Source organism: Variovorax sp. FW305-3-2-15-B-LB1, assembly GCF_058787635.1.
In genome coordinates this window covers 24,285-42,041 of the sequence record NZ_JBYSZY010000056.1, presented here as the reverse complement: position 1 = coordinate 42,041, position 17,757 = coordinate 24,285, and the positions used below count along the sequence as shown (strand labels likewise).

Annotated in this window: 15 protein-coding genes and 1 tRNA gene; 9 read left to right on the top strand and 7 right to left on the bottom strand. The window is 65.8% G+C overall.

The window, feature by feature from the left end:
* Positions 1 to 118: 118 nt before the first annotated feature.
* The gene (locus tag AC3WQR_RS25915; protein WP_492744604.1) at positions 119 to 2,077 is read left to right on the top strand and encodes a polysaccharide biosynthesis protein; all 1,959 of its coding nucleotides are present in this window, start codon (positions 119 to 121) and stop codon (positions 2,075 to 2,077) included.
* Positions 2,078 to 2,177: 100 nt separating this feature from the next.
* On the opposite strand, the gene AC3WQR_RS25910 is transcribed toward AC3WQR_RS25915, so the two are convergent.
* The 3 genes from AC3WQR_RS25910 to AC3WQR_RS25900 form a co-directional block, all read right to left on the bottom strand.
* Positions 2,178 to 5,228, bottom strand: coding sequence for a YjbH domain-containing protein (locus AC3WQR_RS25910; protein ID WP_492744606.1), 3,051 nt, complete (start codon positions 5,226 to 5,228; stop codon positions 2,178 to 2,180).
* Positions 5,225 to 5,842, bottom strand: coding sequence for a YjbF family lipoprotein (locus AC3WQR_RS25905; RefSeq protein WP_492744602.1), 618 nt, complete (start codon positions 5,840 to 5,842; stop codon positions 5,225 to 5,227). Before AC3WQR_RS25905 ends, AC3WQR_RS25910 begins: the two co-directional genes overlap by 4 nt.
* 134 nt (positions 5,843 to 5,976) lie before the next feature.
* Positions 5,977 to 6,282 carry a hypothetical protein gene (locus AC3WQR_RS25900; RefSeq protein WP_082818080.1) on the bottom strand — a complete coding sequence of 102 codons (306 nt, stop codon included), beginning with the start codon at positions 6,280 to 6,282 and terminating at the stop codon, positions 5,977 to 5,979.
* 480 nt (positions 6,283 to 6,762) lie between these two features.
* On the opposite strand from AC3WQR_RS25900, the gene AC3WQR_RS25895 reads away from it, so the two are divergent.
* The 7 genes from AC3WQR_RS25895 (at position 6,763) to AC3WQR_RS25865 (ending at position 12,029) form a co-directional block, all read left to right on the top strand.
* Entirely contained in the window at positions 6,763 to 7,524 is a 762-nt protein-coding gene (locus tag AC3WQR_RS25895) for a LuxR C-terminal-related transcriptional regulator (protein ID WP_492744600.1), read from the top strand.
* A gap of 160 nt (positions 7,525 to 7,684) precedes the next feature.
* Complete coding sequence (gene petA / locus AC3WQR_RS25890; protein ID WP_062473677.1) at positions 7,685 to 8,302, top strand: ubiquinol-cytochrome c reductase iron-sulfur subunit; 618 nt, start codon at positions 7,685 to 7,687, stop codon at positions 8,300 to 8,302.
* A gap of 14 nt (positions 8,303 to 8,316) precedes the next feature.
* Complete coding sequence (locus AC3WQR_RS25885) at positions 8,317 to 9,753, top strand: cytochrome b (protein WP_070059900.1); 1,437 nt, start codon at positions 8,317 to 8,319, stop codon at positions 9,751 to 9,753.
* 37 nt (positions 9,754 to 9,790) lie between these two features.
* On the top strand, positions 9,791 to 10,567 hold the full coding sequence (locus AC3WQR_RS25880; RefSeq protein WP_062473681.1) for a cytochrome c1: 777 nt from the start codon (positions 9,791 to 9,793) through the stop codon (positions 10,565 to 10,567).
* Between the two features lie 95 nt (positions 10,568 to 10,662).
* The gene (locus AC3WQR_RS25875) at positions 10,663 to 11,274 is read left to right on the top strand and encodes a glutathione S-transferase N-terminal domain-containing protein (RefSeq protein ID WP_062473683.1); all 612 of its coding nucleotides are present in this window, start codon (positions 10,663 to 10,665) and stop codon (positions 11,272 to 11,274) included.
* Between the two features lie 41 nt (positions 11,275 to 11,315).
* Positions 11,316 to 11,894: a ClpXP protease specificity-enhancing factor gene (locus tag AC3WQR_RS25870; RefSeq protein WP_492744598.1), complete on the top strand. Its 579-nt coding sequence runs from the start codon at positions 11,316 to 11,318 to the stop codon at positions 11,892 to 11,894.
* Positions 11,895 to 11,953: 59 nt separating this feature from the next.
* Positions 11,954 to 12,029 (top strand) — tRNA-Thr (locus AC3WQR_RS25865).
* Positions 12,030 to 12,134: 105 nt separating this feature from the next.
* Here the strand turns inward: AC3WQR_RS25865 and AC3WQR_RS25860 are convergent.
* Positions 12,135 to 12,950, bottom strand: a complete 816-nt coding sequence (locus AC3WQR_RS25860) for a class I SAM-dependent methyltransferase (RefSeq protein WP_492686140.1) — start codon at positions 12,948 to 12,950, stop codon at positions 12,135 to 12,137.
* Positions 12,947 to 13,336, bottom strand: a complete 390-nt coding sequence (locus tag AC3WQR_RS25855; protein WP_492744596.1) for a cupin domain-containing protein — start codon at positions 13,334 to 13,336, stop codon at positions 12,947 to 12,949. The genes AC3WQR_RS25860 and AC3WQR_RS25855 overlap by 4 nt, the downstream gene beginning before the upstream one ends.
* A 141-nt stretch (positions 13,337 to 13,477) precedes the next feature.
* Between AC3WQR_RS25855 and AC3WQR_RS25850 the strand changes: the two genes are divergently transcribed.
* Positions 13,478 to 16,630, top strand: coding sequence for an ATP-binding protein (locus AC3WQR_RS25850; RefSeq protein ID WP_492744595.1), 3,153 nt, complete (start codon positions 13,478 to 13,480; stop codon positions 16,628 to 16,630).
* 67 nt (positions 16,631 to 16,697) lie between these two features.
* On the opposite strand, the gene AC3WQR_RS25845 is transcribed toward AC3WQR_RS25850, so the two are convergent.
* Positions 16,698 to 17,045, bottom strand: a complete 348-nt coding sequence (locus AC3WQR_RS25845) for a zinc ribbon domain-containing protein YjdM (RefSeq protein ID WP_095743821.1) — start codon at positions 17,043 to 17,045, stop codon at positions 16,698 to 16,700.
* Between the two features lie 89 nt (positions 17,046 to 17,134).
* Positions 17,135 to 17,728, bottom strand: a complete 594-nt coding sequence (locus AC3WQR_RS25840) for a hypothetical protein (RefSeq protein WP_062473695.1) — start codon at positions 17,726 to 17,728, stop codon at positions 17,135 to 17,137.
* Positions 17,729 to 17,757: the final 29 nt, after the last annotated feature.

Here is a 17,757-nt window from a genome sequence, read left to right as displayed (position 1 = left end):
GGGGAGGGGTGGGTACCCTTCACGGACAATTGTTGCAGCGCGGCGCACTCCAACCGCCGCAGGAGTTTTCAGTGTGATCAATCGTCTGGCTGCGCCCTTGCTCGCTTTGCCGCGCCCCATGAAGCGCATGCTGGCTCTGGGGGTCGACGCAGCGCTCTGCGTCCTGTGCGTCTGGTTGGCGTTCAGTTTCCGTTTCGAGCAATGGATGACACTGCGTGGCGTTCAGTGGTCGGCCGTTGCGGTGGCTGTCGCATTGGCGCTTCCGCTTTTCGTGGTGTTCGGGCTCTACCGGGCCATCTTCCGATATGCCGGAGCGGCCGCGCTGATGGCGATCGTGCGCGCGAGCGTGCTCTTTGGCCTCTGCTATGCATTGATCTTTTCGGTGGTTGCCGTGCAGGGCGTCCCGCGCACCGTGGGTTTGCTGGTGCCGTTGCTGTTGTTCTTGGCCATTGCTGGCTCGCGCATGTTTGCGCGCTATTGGTTGGGCGGCCTCTATATGAGTGCACTGCAGCGCAAGCAACTGCCTCAGGTCGTGATCTACGGTGCAGGTAGCGCCGGTTTGCAGTTGGCCGCAGCGTTGATGCAAAGCCGAGACATGGTAATCCGCGCCTTCATCGACGATTCTCCGCATCTTCAGGGCAATACGATCAACGGCCTTCGCATCCAGTCCTCAAATTGGCTCAAGGACAACGCGGCCAGTTGGGGCATCACGGATGTCCTGCTTGCAATGCCTTCGGCAAGTCACGGCCGTCGTGTCGAAATTTTGAACCAACTGTTGCCTTTGCATCTGCATGTACGCATGCTTCCGGGTCTGTTGGATCTGGCCAACGGCAAGGTCCAAGTCAATGACTTAGTTGAAGTCGACATCGAAGACCTGTTGGGGCGGGATCCGGTCGAGCCGGTGGCGGATCTGCTGCACAAGCACATCCGCGGCCAAGTGGTGCTTGTCACCGGTGCTGGTGGCTCCATCGGCGGCGAACTGTGCCGGCAGATCGTTCAGTTGTCGCCCTCCACGCTGCTGCTCGTAGAGCTGAGCGAATACGCGCTCTATGGCATCCACCAGGAGCTGGAGCAGTTGGCGCCGAACGTACGTGTCGTCCCACTGCTCGCTTCGGTGTGCGATGCGGCGCGGCTGCGTGAAGTGATGCGCGCCTGGCGCCCCGATACGGTCTATCACGCGGCGGCGTACAAGCATGTGCCGCTCGTCGAGCACAACCCGGCAGAGGGTGTGCGAAACAACGCGATGGGCACGCTCACGACGGCGCGGATTGCCATGGAGTGCAAGGTTCCTAACTTTGTCCTGATCAGCACCGACAAGGCCGTGCGGCCGACGAACATCATGGGGGCCAGCAAGCGCGTCGCTGAAATGGCGTTGCAGGGGCTGGCACAGCAGAGTTCGTACACCTGCTTCTCGATGGTCCGCTTCGGCAATGTACTCGGCTCCAGTGGCTCGGTGGTGCCGCTGTTTCGAAAGCAGATCGAGGCGGGCGGCCCGATCACGTTGACGCATGCAGACATCACGCGCTATTTCATGACCATTCCCGAGGCCGCCCAGTTGGTGATTCAGGCGGGTGCGATGGCGCAGGGCGGCGATGTCTTCGTGCTTGATATGGGCGAACCGGTGAGGATCATCGACCTCGCCCGCCGGCTGGTGGAGCTTTCGGGGCGCACGGTCCGTGACGAGCATTCGCCGGATGGCGATATCGAGCTACAGGTGACTGGGCTGCGACCCGGCGAGAAGCTCTATGAAGAGCTCCTGATTGGTGACAGCGCGATGCCTACGGCGCATCCGCGTGTCATGAAGGCGCACGATCCCTGCCTGCCATGGAATGAACTCTGGCGTCAGTTCGAGACGCTGAATGCGGCACTCGAAAGCAGCGATGTGCCGATGCTGAAGCAGACGCTGACGCAGATGCTGCCCGGCTATCGGCCTCACGCGGAGGTGGTGGATTGGGTGCATATGGAGCGTCACCGTGTGCGTGACTGCGCTCAGCCGCTCGTAGCGGCAGTCGGCGCTGCGCAGATGGGCGAGGCCAACCAGCCATCCGCGCCGAACCAGATTCCCGTGGCGATCTGATTCGATAGAGCTGCTTCATTTTTTCCGCCCCGACTCGCCGGGGGTGATATTGAGACCAAGAGCCCCGGATCGGGGCTTTTTTGTTTTCAGCCGGCGGCGCCTATTGCGCCCGCTTGAAGTCGAGGATGTTGTCCCCCGCCTTGGGTGCTTTGTCGTCGGGCGGCGAGAAGCTGAAAGCCTTCGGATCCCGTATCGACGTCATCTCGAACAGCGGGTTGATCCGTCCCAGCTTGGCGCCGCCATCCCGTATCAGCGGAGCCCAGGCAAAGTTCGCAGTGAACTTGCTCGAGCGCGGCAGCAACGCGTCGAAGGGGATGGAAACGTAGATGCCCTTGTCGAAGCTGCCTTCGCCGAACTGTGCGGCGGACACGTTGGTCTTGGTGGCCCAGGCGCCGATCGTCACGCCGTTGTCGAAGCGGCGGCTGATGTCGAGGGTGACGCCGCGATCGCCTGCAAGGTACTGGCCCGCGCTGATCCTAGCCTGCACCCCGTTCCAGCCCGTGTCCCAGTAGAGCGTGGCGTGGCCGGTGTTGACCTTGTAGTCGCGCAGGCCGAGGTCCTGCGCGAAGTCGCGCTGGCGCACATGGTTGATGTCGATGCCGAAGGCGAACTTGCTGCGCCACGGGCGGTAGAGCCATTCGGCGCCCACGCCGGCGAACATCGACTCGAGGGCGCCGCCGTAGACGCTGTAGTACTGGTCTTCGTTCAGGCGGCCCACGTGGGTCAGCTGAAACACCGGCATCGTCAACCGCTTGGTCGTCGCGTATTCGCGTTGGTAGGTCCGCACGCGGGGAAGGTTGCTAGGCGCCGTGTAGGTGAACTTGTCGAAGTTGTCGAGCAGGCGCCAGTTCAGCGCGGCGTTCACCCAGGTGCTCGGCGTGAAGCGGTACTCCGCAGTGGCAGAGACGCCGAGCTGATAGAGCAGGAAGGCATCAGGGCCACCGAGGATCTGCGAGAAGCTCGGAGTCAGGCCGAAGGTGAGTCTTTCCGTGCGCCGCTCCCATGGCGCCATGGCCGGCGTCTCGCCGGACGATGCGGTGGCGGTTGTATCAGTGGGTGTGCGCTGCGGCGATGCCGGTACGTAGAGCCCGTCTTCGGTCCGGCCGCGCGGCGGGGCGTAGTCGCGCTGGTCCGTGGCGCGCAGTTCTGCGGGCGTCTGTGCCTGGTAGTGCGCCGTCACCCACTCGCTGCGATCGACTACTTGAGTGTGCAGTGCCAGTCCGCGCTCGTTGTAGTGAAGGATGAAGTGCTTGATCGACGCCGGCGCATCGCGATGCATGACGGCAATGACCTGCTGCACGCGGGCCTCGCGGTACACCGTGTGGCTCTCGGTGATCCAGACGTGCGCGCTGTCGCCTTGCGGCGCGATGCGCTGCACGGTCCATTCGGTGCGTGCCTGGATCTCCGCAGCGGTGGAGGCCCATCCGGGTGGATTGGCTGGAGCCTCCGGCGTGAAGCGGGGCGGCGGCGGATCTGCGGGCTTGCTGGCTCGCATGCTCGCCATGTTGGTGGACAGGGTCAGGCCCACCATCACTTTGTTGCCGCGCTCCAGGCCGGCGGTGAAGGCGACGCCGGGTGAGTAGCGATATTCCAGTCCGATGTTGAAAGGTGAGCGCTGAACCTGGTTGTTCTGCTGAGGCTCGTTCTTGTAGTTGTTGCCTTCGTACTCGAGCTTGACGGTCAGGGGATCCCAGGGCGTGCGCCATTCGACGCCGCCGAACAAGGAAGCTGGCCCTCGAAAGAAGGCCTTGAAATTTGCTTCGCCGCCCGTTGCTGAGCTCACCGTGCGCGTTCTGAAACGATTGCTCAGGGCCAGCAAGGGGTTTCGGATGTTTCCGCTGTTGCCCAGGTACCCCCAGCCGATGCCGAGGCTGAAGTCGAGATCGCCGTAGCGCTTGTTGGCGACCAGGTATTCGGCCGAAAAGAGGCCGGTACCGCCAAGGTCGCGAAAGCCCAGCGCAACCTGAGGCACATACGCGGATTCGCGCAGCAGCCGCAGCTTCACGTCGATGCTCTTGTCCTTGTTGCTCTGGCCAGTGGTGCTGGCGGCATACGCGCGGTTGCTGATGGAGGTGTAGCGAAAGCCCGCCTCCATCCAGTCCAGTGGCTGGAACATCACGTTCAGTCGCGTATAGGGCGACACGTGGCTGATCGACGTACGGAAATCACCGGCCTCGCCCATGCGTGCCGTCGGCGTCTGGAGCAGGCCGGTTTCGCCCCAGTCGTTGCTGCTTGTGCGAGGCGCCTTGTATTGCGGGGCCGATGCGTCGGGGCGCACTGAGATGACGCTTTCCGGCGGAGCTGACGGCGGGATGGACGTAGTGATTGCTGCGGCCGGCTTGGCTGTTGCAAGTGCGGCGGTGGTGGTGCCCAGCGCCGCTGTCTGAGGCGAAGGGTCCTGGGTCGCCAGGAACTTGATAATGCCTTCCGACGCGTCGACCAGTTCGGTCATGCCGCGCGGCGCTGCCCAGATCCATGCACCTGGTGCCGGCTCATCGGAGGGGTGGCCGTTCCAGGGGGCGATGCCCACGCGCGATGTTCGGCCGTCGGGTTGTGCAACCCATGCCCAATCGTGGGTGCTGTCAGGTGCGCAGGCGATGACGTAGTCCCAGGCGGTCCGGCCGGCCTCGTGCGCCACGTGGCACAACTCGCCATTGGGGCGGACAACCGCGATGGTTTTCAATTGCGGGGAGGGCGCAACGAGCTGCTGGCCGGCCGACAGCACGGGGTCTTGATCCGGGTGCGCCTGCAGCCAGCGGGGGTCCACGATGCCCAGTGCCACGCGGCCGGTGACCGGCAGGTTTTGCAGCCACGTGATGAGCTTCAGTCGATCGAGTTGCTCGGAGCGCGGTGCACGCCTGCTGGCCGCCTCGAGGCGCACGAGCAGGGTGTTCTTCAGGAACTGCTGGGCCAGTCGCTCCTGCGGCACGCGCCATGCCAGCCCGGGTGCGGCCGAGCCCTCGGGTTGGCGCAGCAGCCAGGTGCTCAGTCGTTCGCCGGGTCGCACTTCGGCATCGCTTGCGGGTTCAACGGTCGCTGCGTTCTGCGACGGCTCCGCCGCGGCGCCAAGACTTGCCATCAACGCGCAGGCAAGGGCCGTTCGACGGGGCCAATGCGGGGGGCTGATGGCTCGCAGGAAGAGGGGGCTCATGTACCAGCGCGCGCCGCGGTGCCGGCTGCTGGTGCGGGGGGTGTCCACTGTTCGAAGCTCATGCAGAGGTCGCGGGAAATACATTGCTCCGAATACACGACCTGAGGGGCGCCAGAAGCAAATGAAACGCCGAAGCGGGCGGGAGGAACGGAGGCTGCCGCAGGGCGGGAGACGCTGCGCTCTTCATACCAACGCAAGGAGCTTGCGGGCGCGCCGGCGAGCGCGCTGTCGGTGGGCGGCGCGATCGATGTGCGCGCGATATCGTCGCGAATGCCGAAGCGATAGCCGGGCATCAGGTCGCGTTCGCGCGCGTAGGTCTGCGTGGTGTTGGCAGTGTGAGCTCGCCAGGCGGGTGGGTTGGCAAGTCGAACGTCGCGCCAGTCGATGGACAGCCCGGTCGTGCCGACCAGTTGACCATTCAGAAGTCGGACGACTTCACCCGTGCCGCTGTACCAAACCTCGACGGGCCCTTCGGCGCGCTGATCGATATAGCCGAGCACCATGTACAGGACGCGCCCATCGACGGTGGCCCGCAGGTACCGATAGCTGGGATTGAAATTGGGCTGGGTTGCTGCAGACTCGCCGCGATACAGCAGTCGAGCTGAATCCAGCATGGCTGAAGTTCCGGAGGAGCAACCGCCAACGCCCAAGAAAAACGTTGCCAAAAGGCAACGTTCTAAGAGTCGCGTGGCGGAAGCAACGCGCGGACTTTTCAGCGAATGCCCTCCTTTCAGGAGGGCAACCAGCATTAACGCGTGCCGGTGGTGCCCGTGCCGGTGGTGCCGGTGCCGGGGACGAAGAAGCCGCCGCCGCCGTTGCCGTTGTTGCTGCTGCCGAGGGTCAGCATCAGTGCGCCGGTGCCTGCAACAGCGCCCCATTGAACGGGGGTCAGGCCGCCAAGGCCAGCAGCGGTTGCGCTCGGAGCGCCAGCAGGGCCCGGCGTAAATGCGCGATTGTTGCTTGCGGGCGCAGGGGTAACCTGCGTTTGGGCAAAAGCCGACGAGATTGCCAGGGTGGCAAGGGCGACGGTAGCAACCAGTTTGTTCGTCTTCACAGTGATCCTCTCAAAGGGTTTTTATGCTCTTGACTTGAGGTTAGCAGCATCAGAAGTGTGCCGCAACTAATTTGGTCTGGAGGATGAGGCGTTTGCCACGGCATCCTTGTAACTGCGTATTGCCCCGATTCTTGCGGGTGAGTGTGACGGGCACATGTGTATCTCAATGCTACGTAACGTTCCGCCCAGGATGACCGTAACGACGGCGACTGGCGCGCAGCTCCATCGGCGGGGTCCCGGGCGTTACCGTCGCATTTCTTCAATGAAATCAACGCACTCATCGAGCCATCGTTGCAATGGGCCGCATGGCCGACTCCCAGGCATTGTTCCTGCAGTACCCCGAAACGAAAGTTGACATTCAAGGTAGGCCGCGGGGCACAACAAGGGGATATGCGTGGTTCGATTATCTGAAGGTGGGGTGGCGAAGGGTGTGCGAGTGTGCGGGCGCGCGGCCGATGGCGTGATCGGAGGCGTCTGCTCATGATGAATCACCTGTCCGCCAGCAGCGCACAGTCGGCGCCGGCACTCGCTGGCCGGTACGCCGCCTTGGGTTGCGCCTTCTTCGGTGCGCTGATCGTCGAGGGCGACTTGGCCCTGGCCGACCGCATGCGACGCCTTCTTTGTGATCTGGCCCCGGGTCGCCGCGTCGTGATCGCCTCCACGCACGCGGAAGCGATCCGTCTGCTGGCCGCGCTGCCCTATGACCTGGTGCTGGTCGACATGCACTTGGCTGATGACGGCGGCGTCGCGCTCCTGTCGCACCTGCGGCGTGCCTACCCGCAGATCGACGCCATCGCCATGTCGAAGGACGACGACCGCCTGCTGGTCGAGGCTGCGATCTCGTCAGGAGCCTCCGGCTACCTGCTGACGAGCACCGACGATGCCGAACTCTCTTTCTTGCTGCGCTCGATCGAGCGCGGCGGTTCGCCGATGGACGCACGCGTCGCGCGTCGCGTCCTCGGCCTGATTGCGGCGTCCGCGAAACCGGAGGGTGTCGAGTCCGCGCTGCGCGACGGCGACACGGTCTCGCCCCCGATGCCTGCTCCCGGGCTGCTGTCACCTCGGGAGCTCAATGTGCTGCGCCTGATCGCGCAAGGCTGGAGCAATCGGCAGATTGCTGAAGCGGTCTGCCTCTCGATCAACACGGTCGAGTTCCACGCCAAGCGGATCTACCGCAAGCTGGCCGTCAAGTCGCGCACCCAAGCCGTTCGGCAGGCGACCCAGTACGGGCTGCTGAGCTGAGCGCCGAGGGCCGTCGCGTGCTGTCGCGCACGTGCTGCGGCGCCGTGCGCACGCGCGGCAATCATTGAAAAACCCTTTTGCGCCCCGCTACAATCTCGGGTTGACCTTGCTGTGGCAAAGGTCAGCCCCTGCTCCAGCGAAGAAGACTTAGAGGATCCCCATGAGTGACATGACCTCCGGCTCGCCCCGGATCGACACAAGCAAGCGGACGTGGTTGATCGCATCCAGCTGTGCCGGCGTAGCGGGCGGCGTGGCCACCGCAATCCCTTTTGTGAGCACATTCCAGCCGTCCGAAAAGGCCAAGGCCGCGGGCGCCGCGGTCGAAGTGGACATCTCGGCCCTCAAGGTCGGCGAAAAGATCACCGTCGAATGGCGCGGCAAGCCGGTCTGGATCCTCAAGCGCAGCCCTGACCAGGTCGCCGAACTCGCCAAGCTCGATGGCCAGCTCGCCGATCCGCTTTCCAAGCGTCACCCCGACGAATTCACGCCCAAGTACGCACAGAACGGCCATCGTTCGATCAAGCCCGATGTGCTGGTTGTGGTCGGCATCTGCACCCACCTCGGCTGCTCGCCGGTCGACCGCCTGCAGGCCGGCCCGCAACCCTCGCTGCCGAACGACTGGGAAGGCGGCTTCCTCTGCCCTTGCCACGGTTCCACGTTCGACCTCGCCGGCCGCGTCTTCAAGAACAAGCCCGCTCCTGACAACCTCCCTGTGCCTCCGCACATGTACCTGTCCGACACGCGCCTGCTCATCGGCGACGACAGCAAGAAGGCCTGAGGGAGACCACGAACATGGCTGAATTTCACGAAGTTTCCCCCAACGCTCCCGCCGGCGAGAAGCTGCTCAACTGGGTCGACAACCGCTTCCCGCTGACCAAGCTCTGGAACGACCAGTGGGGCAAGTACTACGCACCGAAGAATTTCAACTTCTGGTACATCTTCGGCTCGCTCGCGATGCTGGTCCTCGTGATCCAGATCGTGACCGGCATCTTCCTCGTCATGCACTACAAGCCCGACGCGAACCAGGCGTTCGCATCGGTCGAGTACATCATGCGCGACGTGCCCTGGGGCTGGCTGATCCGCTACATCCACTCGACGGGCGCCTCGGCGTTCTTCATCGTGGTGTACCTGCACATGTTCCGCGGCCTCATGTACGGCAGCTACCGCAAGCCGCGCGAGCTGATCTGGGTCTTCGGCTGCGCGATCTTCCTGTGCCTGATGGCCGAAGCCTTCATGGGCTACCTGCTGCCGTGGGGCCAGATGTCCTACTGGGGCGCCCAGGTCATCGTGAACCTGTTCGCTGCCATCCCGTTCATCGGTCCTGACCTGGCCCTGCTGATCCGCGGCGACTACGTCGTGAGCGACGCCACGCTGAACCGCTTCTTCAGCTTCCACGTCATCGCCGTGCCGCTGGTGCTGCTCGGCCTCGTGGTGGCCCACCTGATCGCGCTGCACGAAGTGGGTTCGAACAACCCCGACGGCATCGAGATCAAGGCCAAGCGCGGTCCCGACGGCCATCCGCTCGACGGCATCCCGTCGCACCCGTACTACACGGTGCACGACATCTTCGGCGTGGTGGTGTTCCTCACGATCTTCTCGGCAGTGATCTTCTTCGCGCCTGAAGCCGGTGGGTACTTCCTGGAGTACAACAACTTCATCCCGGCCGACTCGCTGAAGACGCCGAACCACATCGCTCCGGTCTGGTACTTCACGCCGTTCTATTCGATGCTGCGCGCCACCACCGACGACATGGTCAACGTGTTCGCGCTGATCATCGCGGCCGCCGCCGTCTGGAACTTCATCAAGGGCAAGTCGGGCATGGGCCTCAAGGTTGCCGCGGTGGTCGTGGCCGCCGTCGTGATCTTCCTGCTCAAGACCTTCGACGCCAAGTTCTGGGGCGTGGTCATCATGGGCGGCTCGGTCATCATCCTGTTCTTCCTGCCGTGGCTCGACCACAGCGAAGTCAAGTCGATCCGCTACCGTCCGAGCTGGCACAAATATGTCTACGGCGTGTTCGTGTTCCTGTTCCTGATCCTGGGTTACCTCGGCATCCAGGCGCCCGGCGTCTGGGGCAACCTGGTCATCGGCTCGTTCGCCCTGGACATCGCCCAGACCATCTCGCAGATCGGCACGCTCTTCTACTTCGGCTTCTTCCTGCTGATGCCGTGGTGGAGCCGCAAGGGCGAATTCAAGACCGTGCCCGAGCGCGTGGTCTTCGCCGCCCATTGATGCGCGCGCAAGTGCAAGAGAGCTTGAGAGAAACACGATGAAGAAAAGAATTTCCGGCTGGCTCGCTGTCATGGGTTTGGCACTGGGCCTGACCTTCTCCGCGGCCGCATCCGCCGAGTCGGGCGGTCTGGCGTGGGACAAGTCGCCCAACAAGACCACCGACGTGGCGGCCCTGCAGAACGGCGCCAAGCTGTTCGTCAACTACTGCCTCAACTGCCACTCGGCCGCCTTCATGCGCTACAACCGCCTGCAGGACATCGGCATCAGCGAGCAGCAGATCAAGGACAACCTTCTGTTCACGACCGACAAGGTCGGCGAAACCATGAAGGCCAACATCGACGCGCGCCAGGCCAAGGAATGGTTCGGCACCACGCCGCCCGACCTGACGCTGGTCGCACGTTCGCGCGCCGGCCACGGCGGCACGGGCCCCGACTACCTGTACACCTTCCTGCGCAGCTTCTACCGCGACGACACCAAGGCCACCGGCTGGAACAACCTGCTGTTCCCGAGCGTCGCCATGCCGAACCCGCTGTGGGAACTGCAGGGCGAGCGCCTGCCGGTGCACGCCAAGGTCGAGCAGCACGGTCATGCCACCGATGTGTTCACGGGCAAGTGGGAGCAAGTGACCCCCGGCACGCTGACCCCGGTGCAGTTCGACAGCGCAGTGGGCGACCTCGTCGGCTACCTGCAGTGGATGGCCGAGCCGGCACAGAACACCCGTGTGCGCATCGGCGTCTGGGTGCTGCTGTTCCTGGCCATGTCGGTGGTTTTCGTATGGCGACTGAACGCCTCGTACTGGAAAGACGTCAAGTAATTCCGTTCACGCCGACCGGGCGCCTCGTGCGTCCGGTCCCACAGAGTGGGTTGCCCAGGCGACCCACTCTTTTTGATTTTTAGGAGTCTCTTGCCATGATGGTCTTGTATTCAGGAACGACCTGCCCCTTCTCCCACCGCTGCCGCTTCGTGTTGTTCGAAAAGGGCATGGACTTCGAGATCCGCGACGTCGATCTCTACAACAAGCCCGAAGACATCAGCGTGATGAATCCGTACGGCCAGGTGCCGATCCTGGTCGAGCGCGACCTGATCCTGTACGAGTCGAACATCATCAACGAGTACATCGACGAGCGCTTCCCGCATCCCCAACTGATGCCCGGCGACCCGGTCGACCGCGCCCGCGTGCGCCTGTTCCTGCTCAACTTCGAGAAGGAACTGTTCGTGCACGTCGCCACGCTCGAGAACCGCACCGCCAAGGGCAACGAGAAGGCGCTCGAGAAGGCCCGCTCGCACATCCGCGACCGCCTCACGCAGCTCGCGCCCGTGTTCCTCAAGAACAAGTACATGCTGGGCGACAACTTCTCGATGCTCGACGTGGCCATCGCGCCGCTGCTCTGGCGTCTCGACTACTACGGCATCGACCTCAGCAAGAACGCGGCACCGCTGCTGAAGTACGCCGAGCGCATCTTCTCGCGCCCGGCCTACATCGAAGCACTGACGCCTTCCGAAAAGGTCATGCGAAAGTAAGTAAGCTGCGTGCTTGCTTCCTTCGTTTTTCGCCGCCTTTCATGATCAACGCGCTCGAGTCCTCTTCCACCCGCCCGTACCTCATCCGGGCGCTGTACGAGTGGTGCACCGACAACGGGTTCACGCCCTATGTCGCCGTGCTGGTCGACGACACCGTCCAGGTGCCGCGCGAGTACGTGAAGAACGGCGAGATCGTGCTGAACATCAGCTTCGACGCGACCAGCTCGCTGAAGCTGGGCAACGACTTCATCGAGTTCAAGGCCCGCTTCGCAGGCACGGCGCGCGAGATCAGCGTGCCGGTCGGTCGCGTGATCGCGATCTACGCCCGTGAGAACGGCCAAGGCATGGCGTTCCCGGCACCCGTGCCGGCCGCCACCACGTCCGACGATGGCGATGACGCCGCCTCGGCTGCGGCTTCGCCGTCCGGCGCGCCGCGCATGCCGCTGCGCGATGCCTCGCGCGGCACCGAAGGCGACGCCAGCAAGGTGTTCCACCTGGTGACGGGCGAAGAGGGCGACGAGACGGTCGACGCCGGCTCGGCGCCTTCCGACCCGACCGACGAGCCGCCGCGCCCACCGGCCGGTGGCGGCACCCGGCCGTCGCTCAAGCGCGTCAAGTGACGGCGCGGTCGGCCCCAAAGCCGGCCGCTTAGAATCGTCGCCAGCACTGCTTTCTTTCAGCCGCTTTAGCTCAATTGGTAGAGCACCCGCCTTGTAAGCGGAAGGTCGTCAGTTCGATTCCGACAAGCGGCACCAATCAAAAAAGCCCGACAACGTCCTGCGTTGCCGGGCTTTTTCTTTGTCTCCCTCGACCTGTCCGGCGGTCCGGATCGGCCGCAGAAGCCGACGGAACGCCGCGGATCAGCCCACCTCCACTGTCACCCGCAGGAACGTCGCGGCGATCAGGCAGGTGTTGGGGTACTGGCTCTGGTTCTGGCTCTGGAACAGCGTCACCAGCTCCGTGCGCAGTTCGTCGGTGCGCCCCGCCTGGGCTGCCGCGTCGAATGCGTTCATGGTCGGGCCATAGAACTGTCGGAAGGTGTCGACGAATTCCGCCGCCGAGCCTTTGAAGTCGAAGATGTAGCTGTCGCGTTCCCAGCTGATGGCCTCCGAGGCAACGCCCGCCGCGCCGAAGCGCTCGATGATGTTCGGGGTCGAGCCCCAGCCCATCGGGCTCACGAAACCCTCGGGCGGTGGAGGCGCATACGACGAGCTGATCTTCAGGATCTGCGCCACCAGCGTCGGGTCGTTCGGGATCCAGTTGCCCATGAGGATGCGGCCGCCCGGGCGCGTGACTCGCACCATCTCCCGTGCCACGTCGAAGGGCTTGGGCGCGAACATGGCGCCGAACATGCTGATGACGAGGTCGAAGGACTTGTTCTCCAGCCGCAGCTCGCAGGCGTCCCCTTCCTCGAACCTGCAGCTGGCCGACAGCCCGGCCTGGGCCGCCCGTCGGTTGCCCGCGGCGACCAGGTTGGCGGCGATGTCCACGCCCAGCACCTGCGCGCCGAGCTTGGCGGCCGGGATGGCGGTGTTGCCGTCGCCACAGCCGAGGTCCAGCACCTTCATGCCGGGCGTGATGCGGGCGTGCCGCACGACGTCCTCACCGCTCTCTCGCATGCTCTCGGCGATGCGGGTGAAGTCGCCTTTTTCCCAGAGGGCCTTGTTCGGGTTCATGACTTCACCTTCTCGATCATGTGGTCGATCACGTGCGTGTGCTCGTGTTGCGGGCTGAACATCACGATCTCCGCGTCGGCGTCGACCTTGACGTTGTGGCCGGGCGGCCAATAGAACAGGTCGTTGGTCTTCACGGTCTCCTGTTCCCCGGCGTCGTCGGTGGTGGTGATCTGGCCCTTGAGCACGAACCCCCAGTGCGGGCATTGGCAGGAGTTGTGGTTGTTCAGGCCCTGGAAGAGCGGCGTCGTGTCGACGCCCGCCGACAGCGTGAAGTACTCGCCGCTGATCTTGCTGTAGCCGGTCGCGTCGCCGAAATCCAGACGCTGCCGGATCAGGGCACCGGGAATTTCCATCTTCACGTCGACTTCGTCTTTTGCGATATGCATGAGGTACTCCTTGAGGGTCCGCGGGCGCGAGGGTGATGCGTCTATTCGTTGCACCCGCCAGATTCGATAGACGGCATACTGATGCTCCACGCTTGGCGTTCCTGAAACGTTCCCGGCCCGTGCCGGGGGAAAGGAATCGCGATGTCGCCCCCACCGACTCCGCCGTCCGAAGCCGTGTCGATCCGGCTGCTGGGCCCGTTCCACCTGAGCGTGGCCGGCGATGACCCGCAGATTCCACCAGTGCCGCTGACCCGGCGCGCCGCCGAGCTGCTGCAGCTGCTGGCCCTGCAGCCCGGACGCAGCCTGGCGAACGAGCAGGTGGTGGACGCCCTGTGGCCGCACCTGGACCCCGACGCCGGCAGCGCCAACCTGCGCAAGGCCGCACACCACGCGCGCCAGTTCATCGGCCAGCCCGACGCCCTGGTGCTGCGAGGCGGCCGGGTTTTCCTGCTGCCCGACCACGATGCGGTGGCGTGCGACGCCGAGCAGTTCGAGCGCGCAGCGGACGAGGCCCTGCACAGCGGCGATCCGCAGGCCTGCAAGGCGGCCGCGCAGCTCTACGGTGGCGACCTTCTGCCGGACGCCCGCTACGAAGCCTGGACCGAGGCGCCGCGCCAGCGGTTGCGCGACAAGTTCCTGCGGCTGCTGCGCCAGACCGGCGACCTGGAACGGCTGGTGCGCGAAGACCCCACCGACGAAGCGGCCCATGTGCAGCTGATGCGCGAGGAACTGGCGGCCGGGCGACGCTCTTCGGCGCTGCGCTGGTATGGCCACCTGCGCGACCATCTGCAGCAGACCCTGGACATGCGCCCCGGCCCGTCGGCCGAAGCGCTGTACCGCGAATGCGTGGCGGGCCTGGAAGGCGCCGCGCCGCGTTTCGTCGGCCGTGCCATGGAGCTGGTGCGTGTCCTGGGGTGGCTGCGCGCCAGCCTCGCGGGCCGGCCGGGGGGCGCGGTGGTGCGCGCGCCGGCGGGGATGGGCAAGACCGCGTTCTGCCGCCGTGTCGCCGAAGAAGCGCGGGGCCTGGGCTGGCAGGTGCGCTCGTTGCAGGCCGGCGACTGGACGCGGCCCTACGGCATCGCGGCCGACCTGGTGGAGCCCTTGCTCGGCGAACTGCCCGATGCGGCACAGGCCATCGGTGCGCACGCCCAGGCTGTGCTGGCGCAGATGACCGCCTCGGGCGACGTGAAACCGCTGGCCCTGCCGCTCGGGCGCCACCAGATGGTGGGCGCCGTGCGCCGGCTGCTGCTGGCCACTGCCGCGCAAAAGCCGGTGCTGCTCATCGTCGACGATGCGCACGCGGCGGACGACGCGAGCGCCCAGGCGCTGACGCAACTGGCGGCAAGCGGCCCCCCGGTGTTCGTGCTGCTCGCGTGCCGGCACGCGCTGCCGCCGCTGCTGGATCGGAACACTTCGCGCTTGCAGCGCGCCGGCCAGCTGGAGGCCCTTGAACTGGGGCCACTGTCCGAGGAGGAAGCGGCATTGCTCGCGGCCCGTTCGGCCGACGCACCGATGACGGCCGAGGCCGCCACCGCCATCGCGCGCCGTGCCGAAGGCCTGCCGTTTGCCGTGGTCGAACTCGCGCGCGGTGCGGCCACGTCGGACGGCGCCACGGCGGTGATGTCCCGCAGCCTGTCGTCGGCCCTGGCCGAACGCCTGTGCGACCTGAACCCCGGCACGACGGAGGCCGTGCGCCGGTTGGCGCTGTCGGCCGAAGATTTCGACGTGGCCACGGCCGTGGCCCTGGCTGCCGATGAAGGCCACGATGCCTTGGCGCGGCTCGACCAGGCGTTGGCCGCAGGCGTGCTGGTGGTGGCCGACGGCCGCTACCGCTTCCGCCACGCACTCGTGCGGGATGCGCTGGCCGAAGGCATCCCGCCGCACCGGCGTGTGCTGCTGCATCGCGACGTGGCGGCGCGGCTCGCGCAAGGCGGTGCGGCACCGGGCCTGGTGGGCCATCACTGGCTCGCCGCGGGCGATGCCGAGCAGGCCATGCCGTGTGCGCTGGCGGCTGCGCGCCAGGCCTTTCGCCTCGGCGCCTACGAGGACGTGTTGCGCCACGTCGAGCCGCTGCTCGTGCACCGGGCGGCGCAGCCGGAAGCATTGGCGCTGCGTGCCGAGTCCCTGGACGCGCTGGGCCGGCCCGGCACGTTGGCCGCCTACGATGCGGCCGCCGCCGTCGCGCCGGACGCGCTGTCCCACGAACTGCGCGCCAAGCGGGCCCTGGCCCAAGTGAAGATGAGCGACCCGCCCGGTGCCCTGCAGTACCTGAAGGACGTGCATCCCACGACGGTGGCGGGGCGTCTCGCCGAAGCGCTGGCGTACAGCGGCGCGGCGGCCCTGGGCTTCGGGGACCCCGCCGAAGGCACGCGCCGGTCGGCCGAAGTGCGCCGGATCGCCTTGGAGACGGGCGACGAAGGCACGCTCGTGATCGCCTCCTGGTCGCAGGCCGCGGCGGCGCACGCGCGCGGCGACCTGCACGGCAGCGTGTGGGCCGACCTCAAGGAGACGAGCCACCTGCCGCAGCTGGCGGTGCGCGTGTTCGACGGCCATCTGTGCATCACGCAGCGCTTCCTGTACGGCTCGCGGCCGTACGCCGAGGTCATCGCATTCGCCGATGCGCTGGCCACGGAAGCGCAGCGGCTGGGCGCGGCGCGCGGGCATGCGTTCGCGGTCACGCTGCGCGGCGAGGCCTGGCTGCTCAGCGGCCAGCTCGACGCCGCCGAGCAGGACCTGGTGGCGGGTGGGCGCATGCACCGCGCGATCGGCGGCGCGACGGGCGAGGCGCTGTCGCTGCAGCGCCGCTCCGAACTGGCGATCTACCGCGGGCAGATGGACCGGGCGCGCGGCCTGCTCGACGAAGCGCTCGACGTCGCGCGCCAGTCCGACGTCGGCTTCCACCTGCTGGACCGCATCTACGGCACCCGCATCGCGATGGCCACACAGCCCGATGCCGCGCTGGGCGTGCTGGAGGAGGCCGAGGCCAACGTGCGCGGCCCGTTGGAAAGCTGCCCCGGCTGCCGCATCACCTTCGCCATCCCGGCCACCATCGCGGCCGCGAGAGCGCACGAACTGGACCTGGCGGCCAGCCACCAACAGCAATCCGAATACCTGGCCAACGTGGTGATGAAGCTGCCGGCCTGGTACGCGTCGCTGCACGAGGCGCAGGCCCACATCGAACGGGCCACCGGCCGTGTCGCTGCCGCGCGCGAAGGCTTCGCCGCGGCGGCGCGGGAGTTCCACGCCTGCGGCCATGCGCTGGACGCCGCGCGCTGCCGGGAGTTGGCCGGCTAGGAAGTCCGCGCGGCACTGGAATGACGAACGGACAGCGAGACGCTGCGCCGCCTGAGCCAGGCCGGTCTCACGCCTTGCGCACGAATTCCGACTTCAGCTTCATCGCGCCAATGCCGTCGATCTTGCAATCGATGTCGTGATCGCCATCGATCAGGCGGATGTTCTTCGCCTTGGTGCCGACCTTCACGACCAGCGACGAGCCCTTGACCTTGAGGTCCTTGATGACGGTGACGGTGTCGCCGTCGTTCAGCACGTTGCCGACCGAATCCTTGATGACCCGCCCCTCATCGGCCGCGCTTTCGGCGGCAGCGCCCGAGGCGGACCATTCGTGAGCGCATTCGGGGCAGACAAGGTTGAGGCCGTCTTCGTAGGTGAATTCCGAATGGCATTGGGGGCAAGGGGGCAGGGTGCTCACGGCGGTAGGTAGGGTCCGTATCGGTTGAAGGACGTGGATACTAGCCTGCCCTCATGGACGCAGGTCCTGTTCCTGTTGGCCGCAGCGGCTCAATCCAAGGTGTCGAAGAGCCGGAAGATCCACGACAGCTGGTACGCCAGCGTGCCCGCGACGAAGGCCGTGTGAAAGCGCGGGTTGGCCGACCGGGCCGCCGCGATGCACAGGCCCACGAGGATGGGCGTGCGGATGAGGTACTCCATCGCAAAGCGGGCGAAGTGCGCCTCGCCCTTGATCAGCGTGTCGACCACGTCGAGCAGGTAGGTGGCGGCCAGCAAGCCGAAGAACCACGCGCGGCGGGCGTAGAAGTAGTCGCGGTAGCTCGCGTAGTCCTGCATGCTGTCCGGGAAGAGCAGCGCGCACAGCAAGAAGAGCAGGATCGCGTAGCTGACGATGAAGGCGTAGGTGCCGAAGGTCCAGCTGTCGATCTGGTACAGGCCGAACTCCCACCACCAGAAATGCACCAGCGCCAGCAGCACCGAGGCGACCCAGGCCAGGTGCACGGCATAGAGCCGGTACTGCGTGGGGTGCTGCACGATGCGCGCCACGCCCGACAGCAGCCGGGTCACGCCCAGGCCGATGACCATGCCCATCACGACACGGATGTGCGGAAAAATGTCGTGGGCCGAGATGGCTTCTTGCTGCATGCGAGAGTGCCCGGTCGAATGGATGGGCC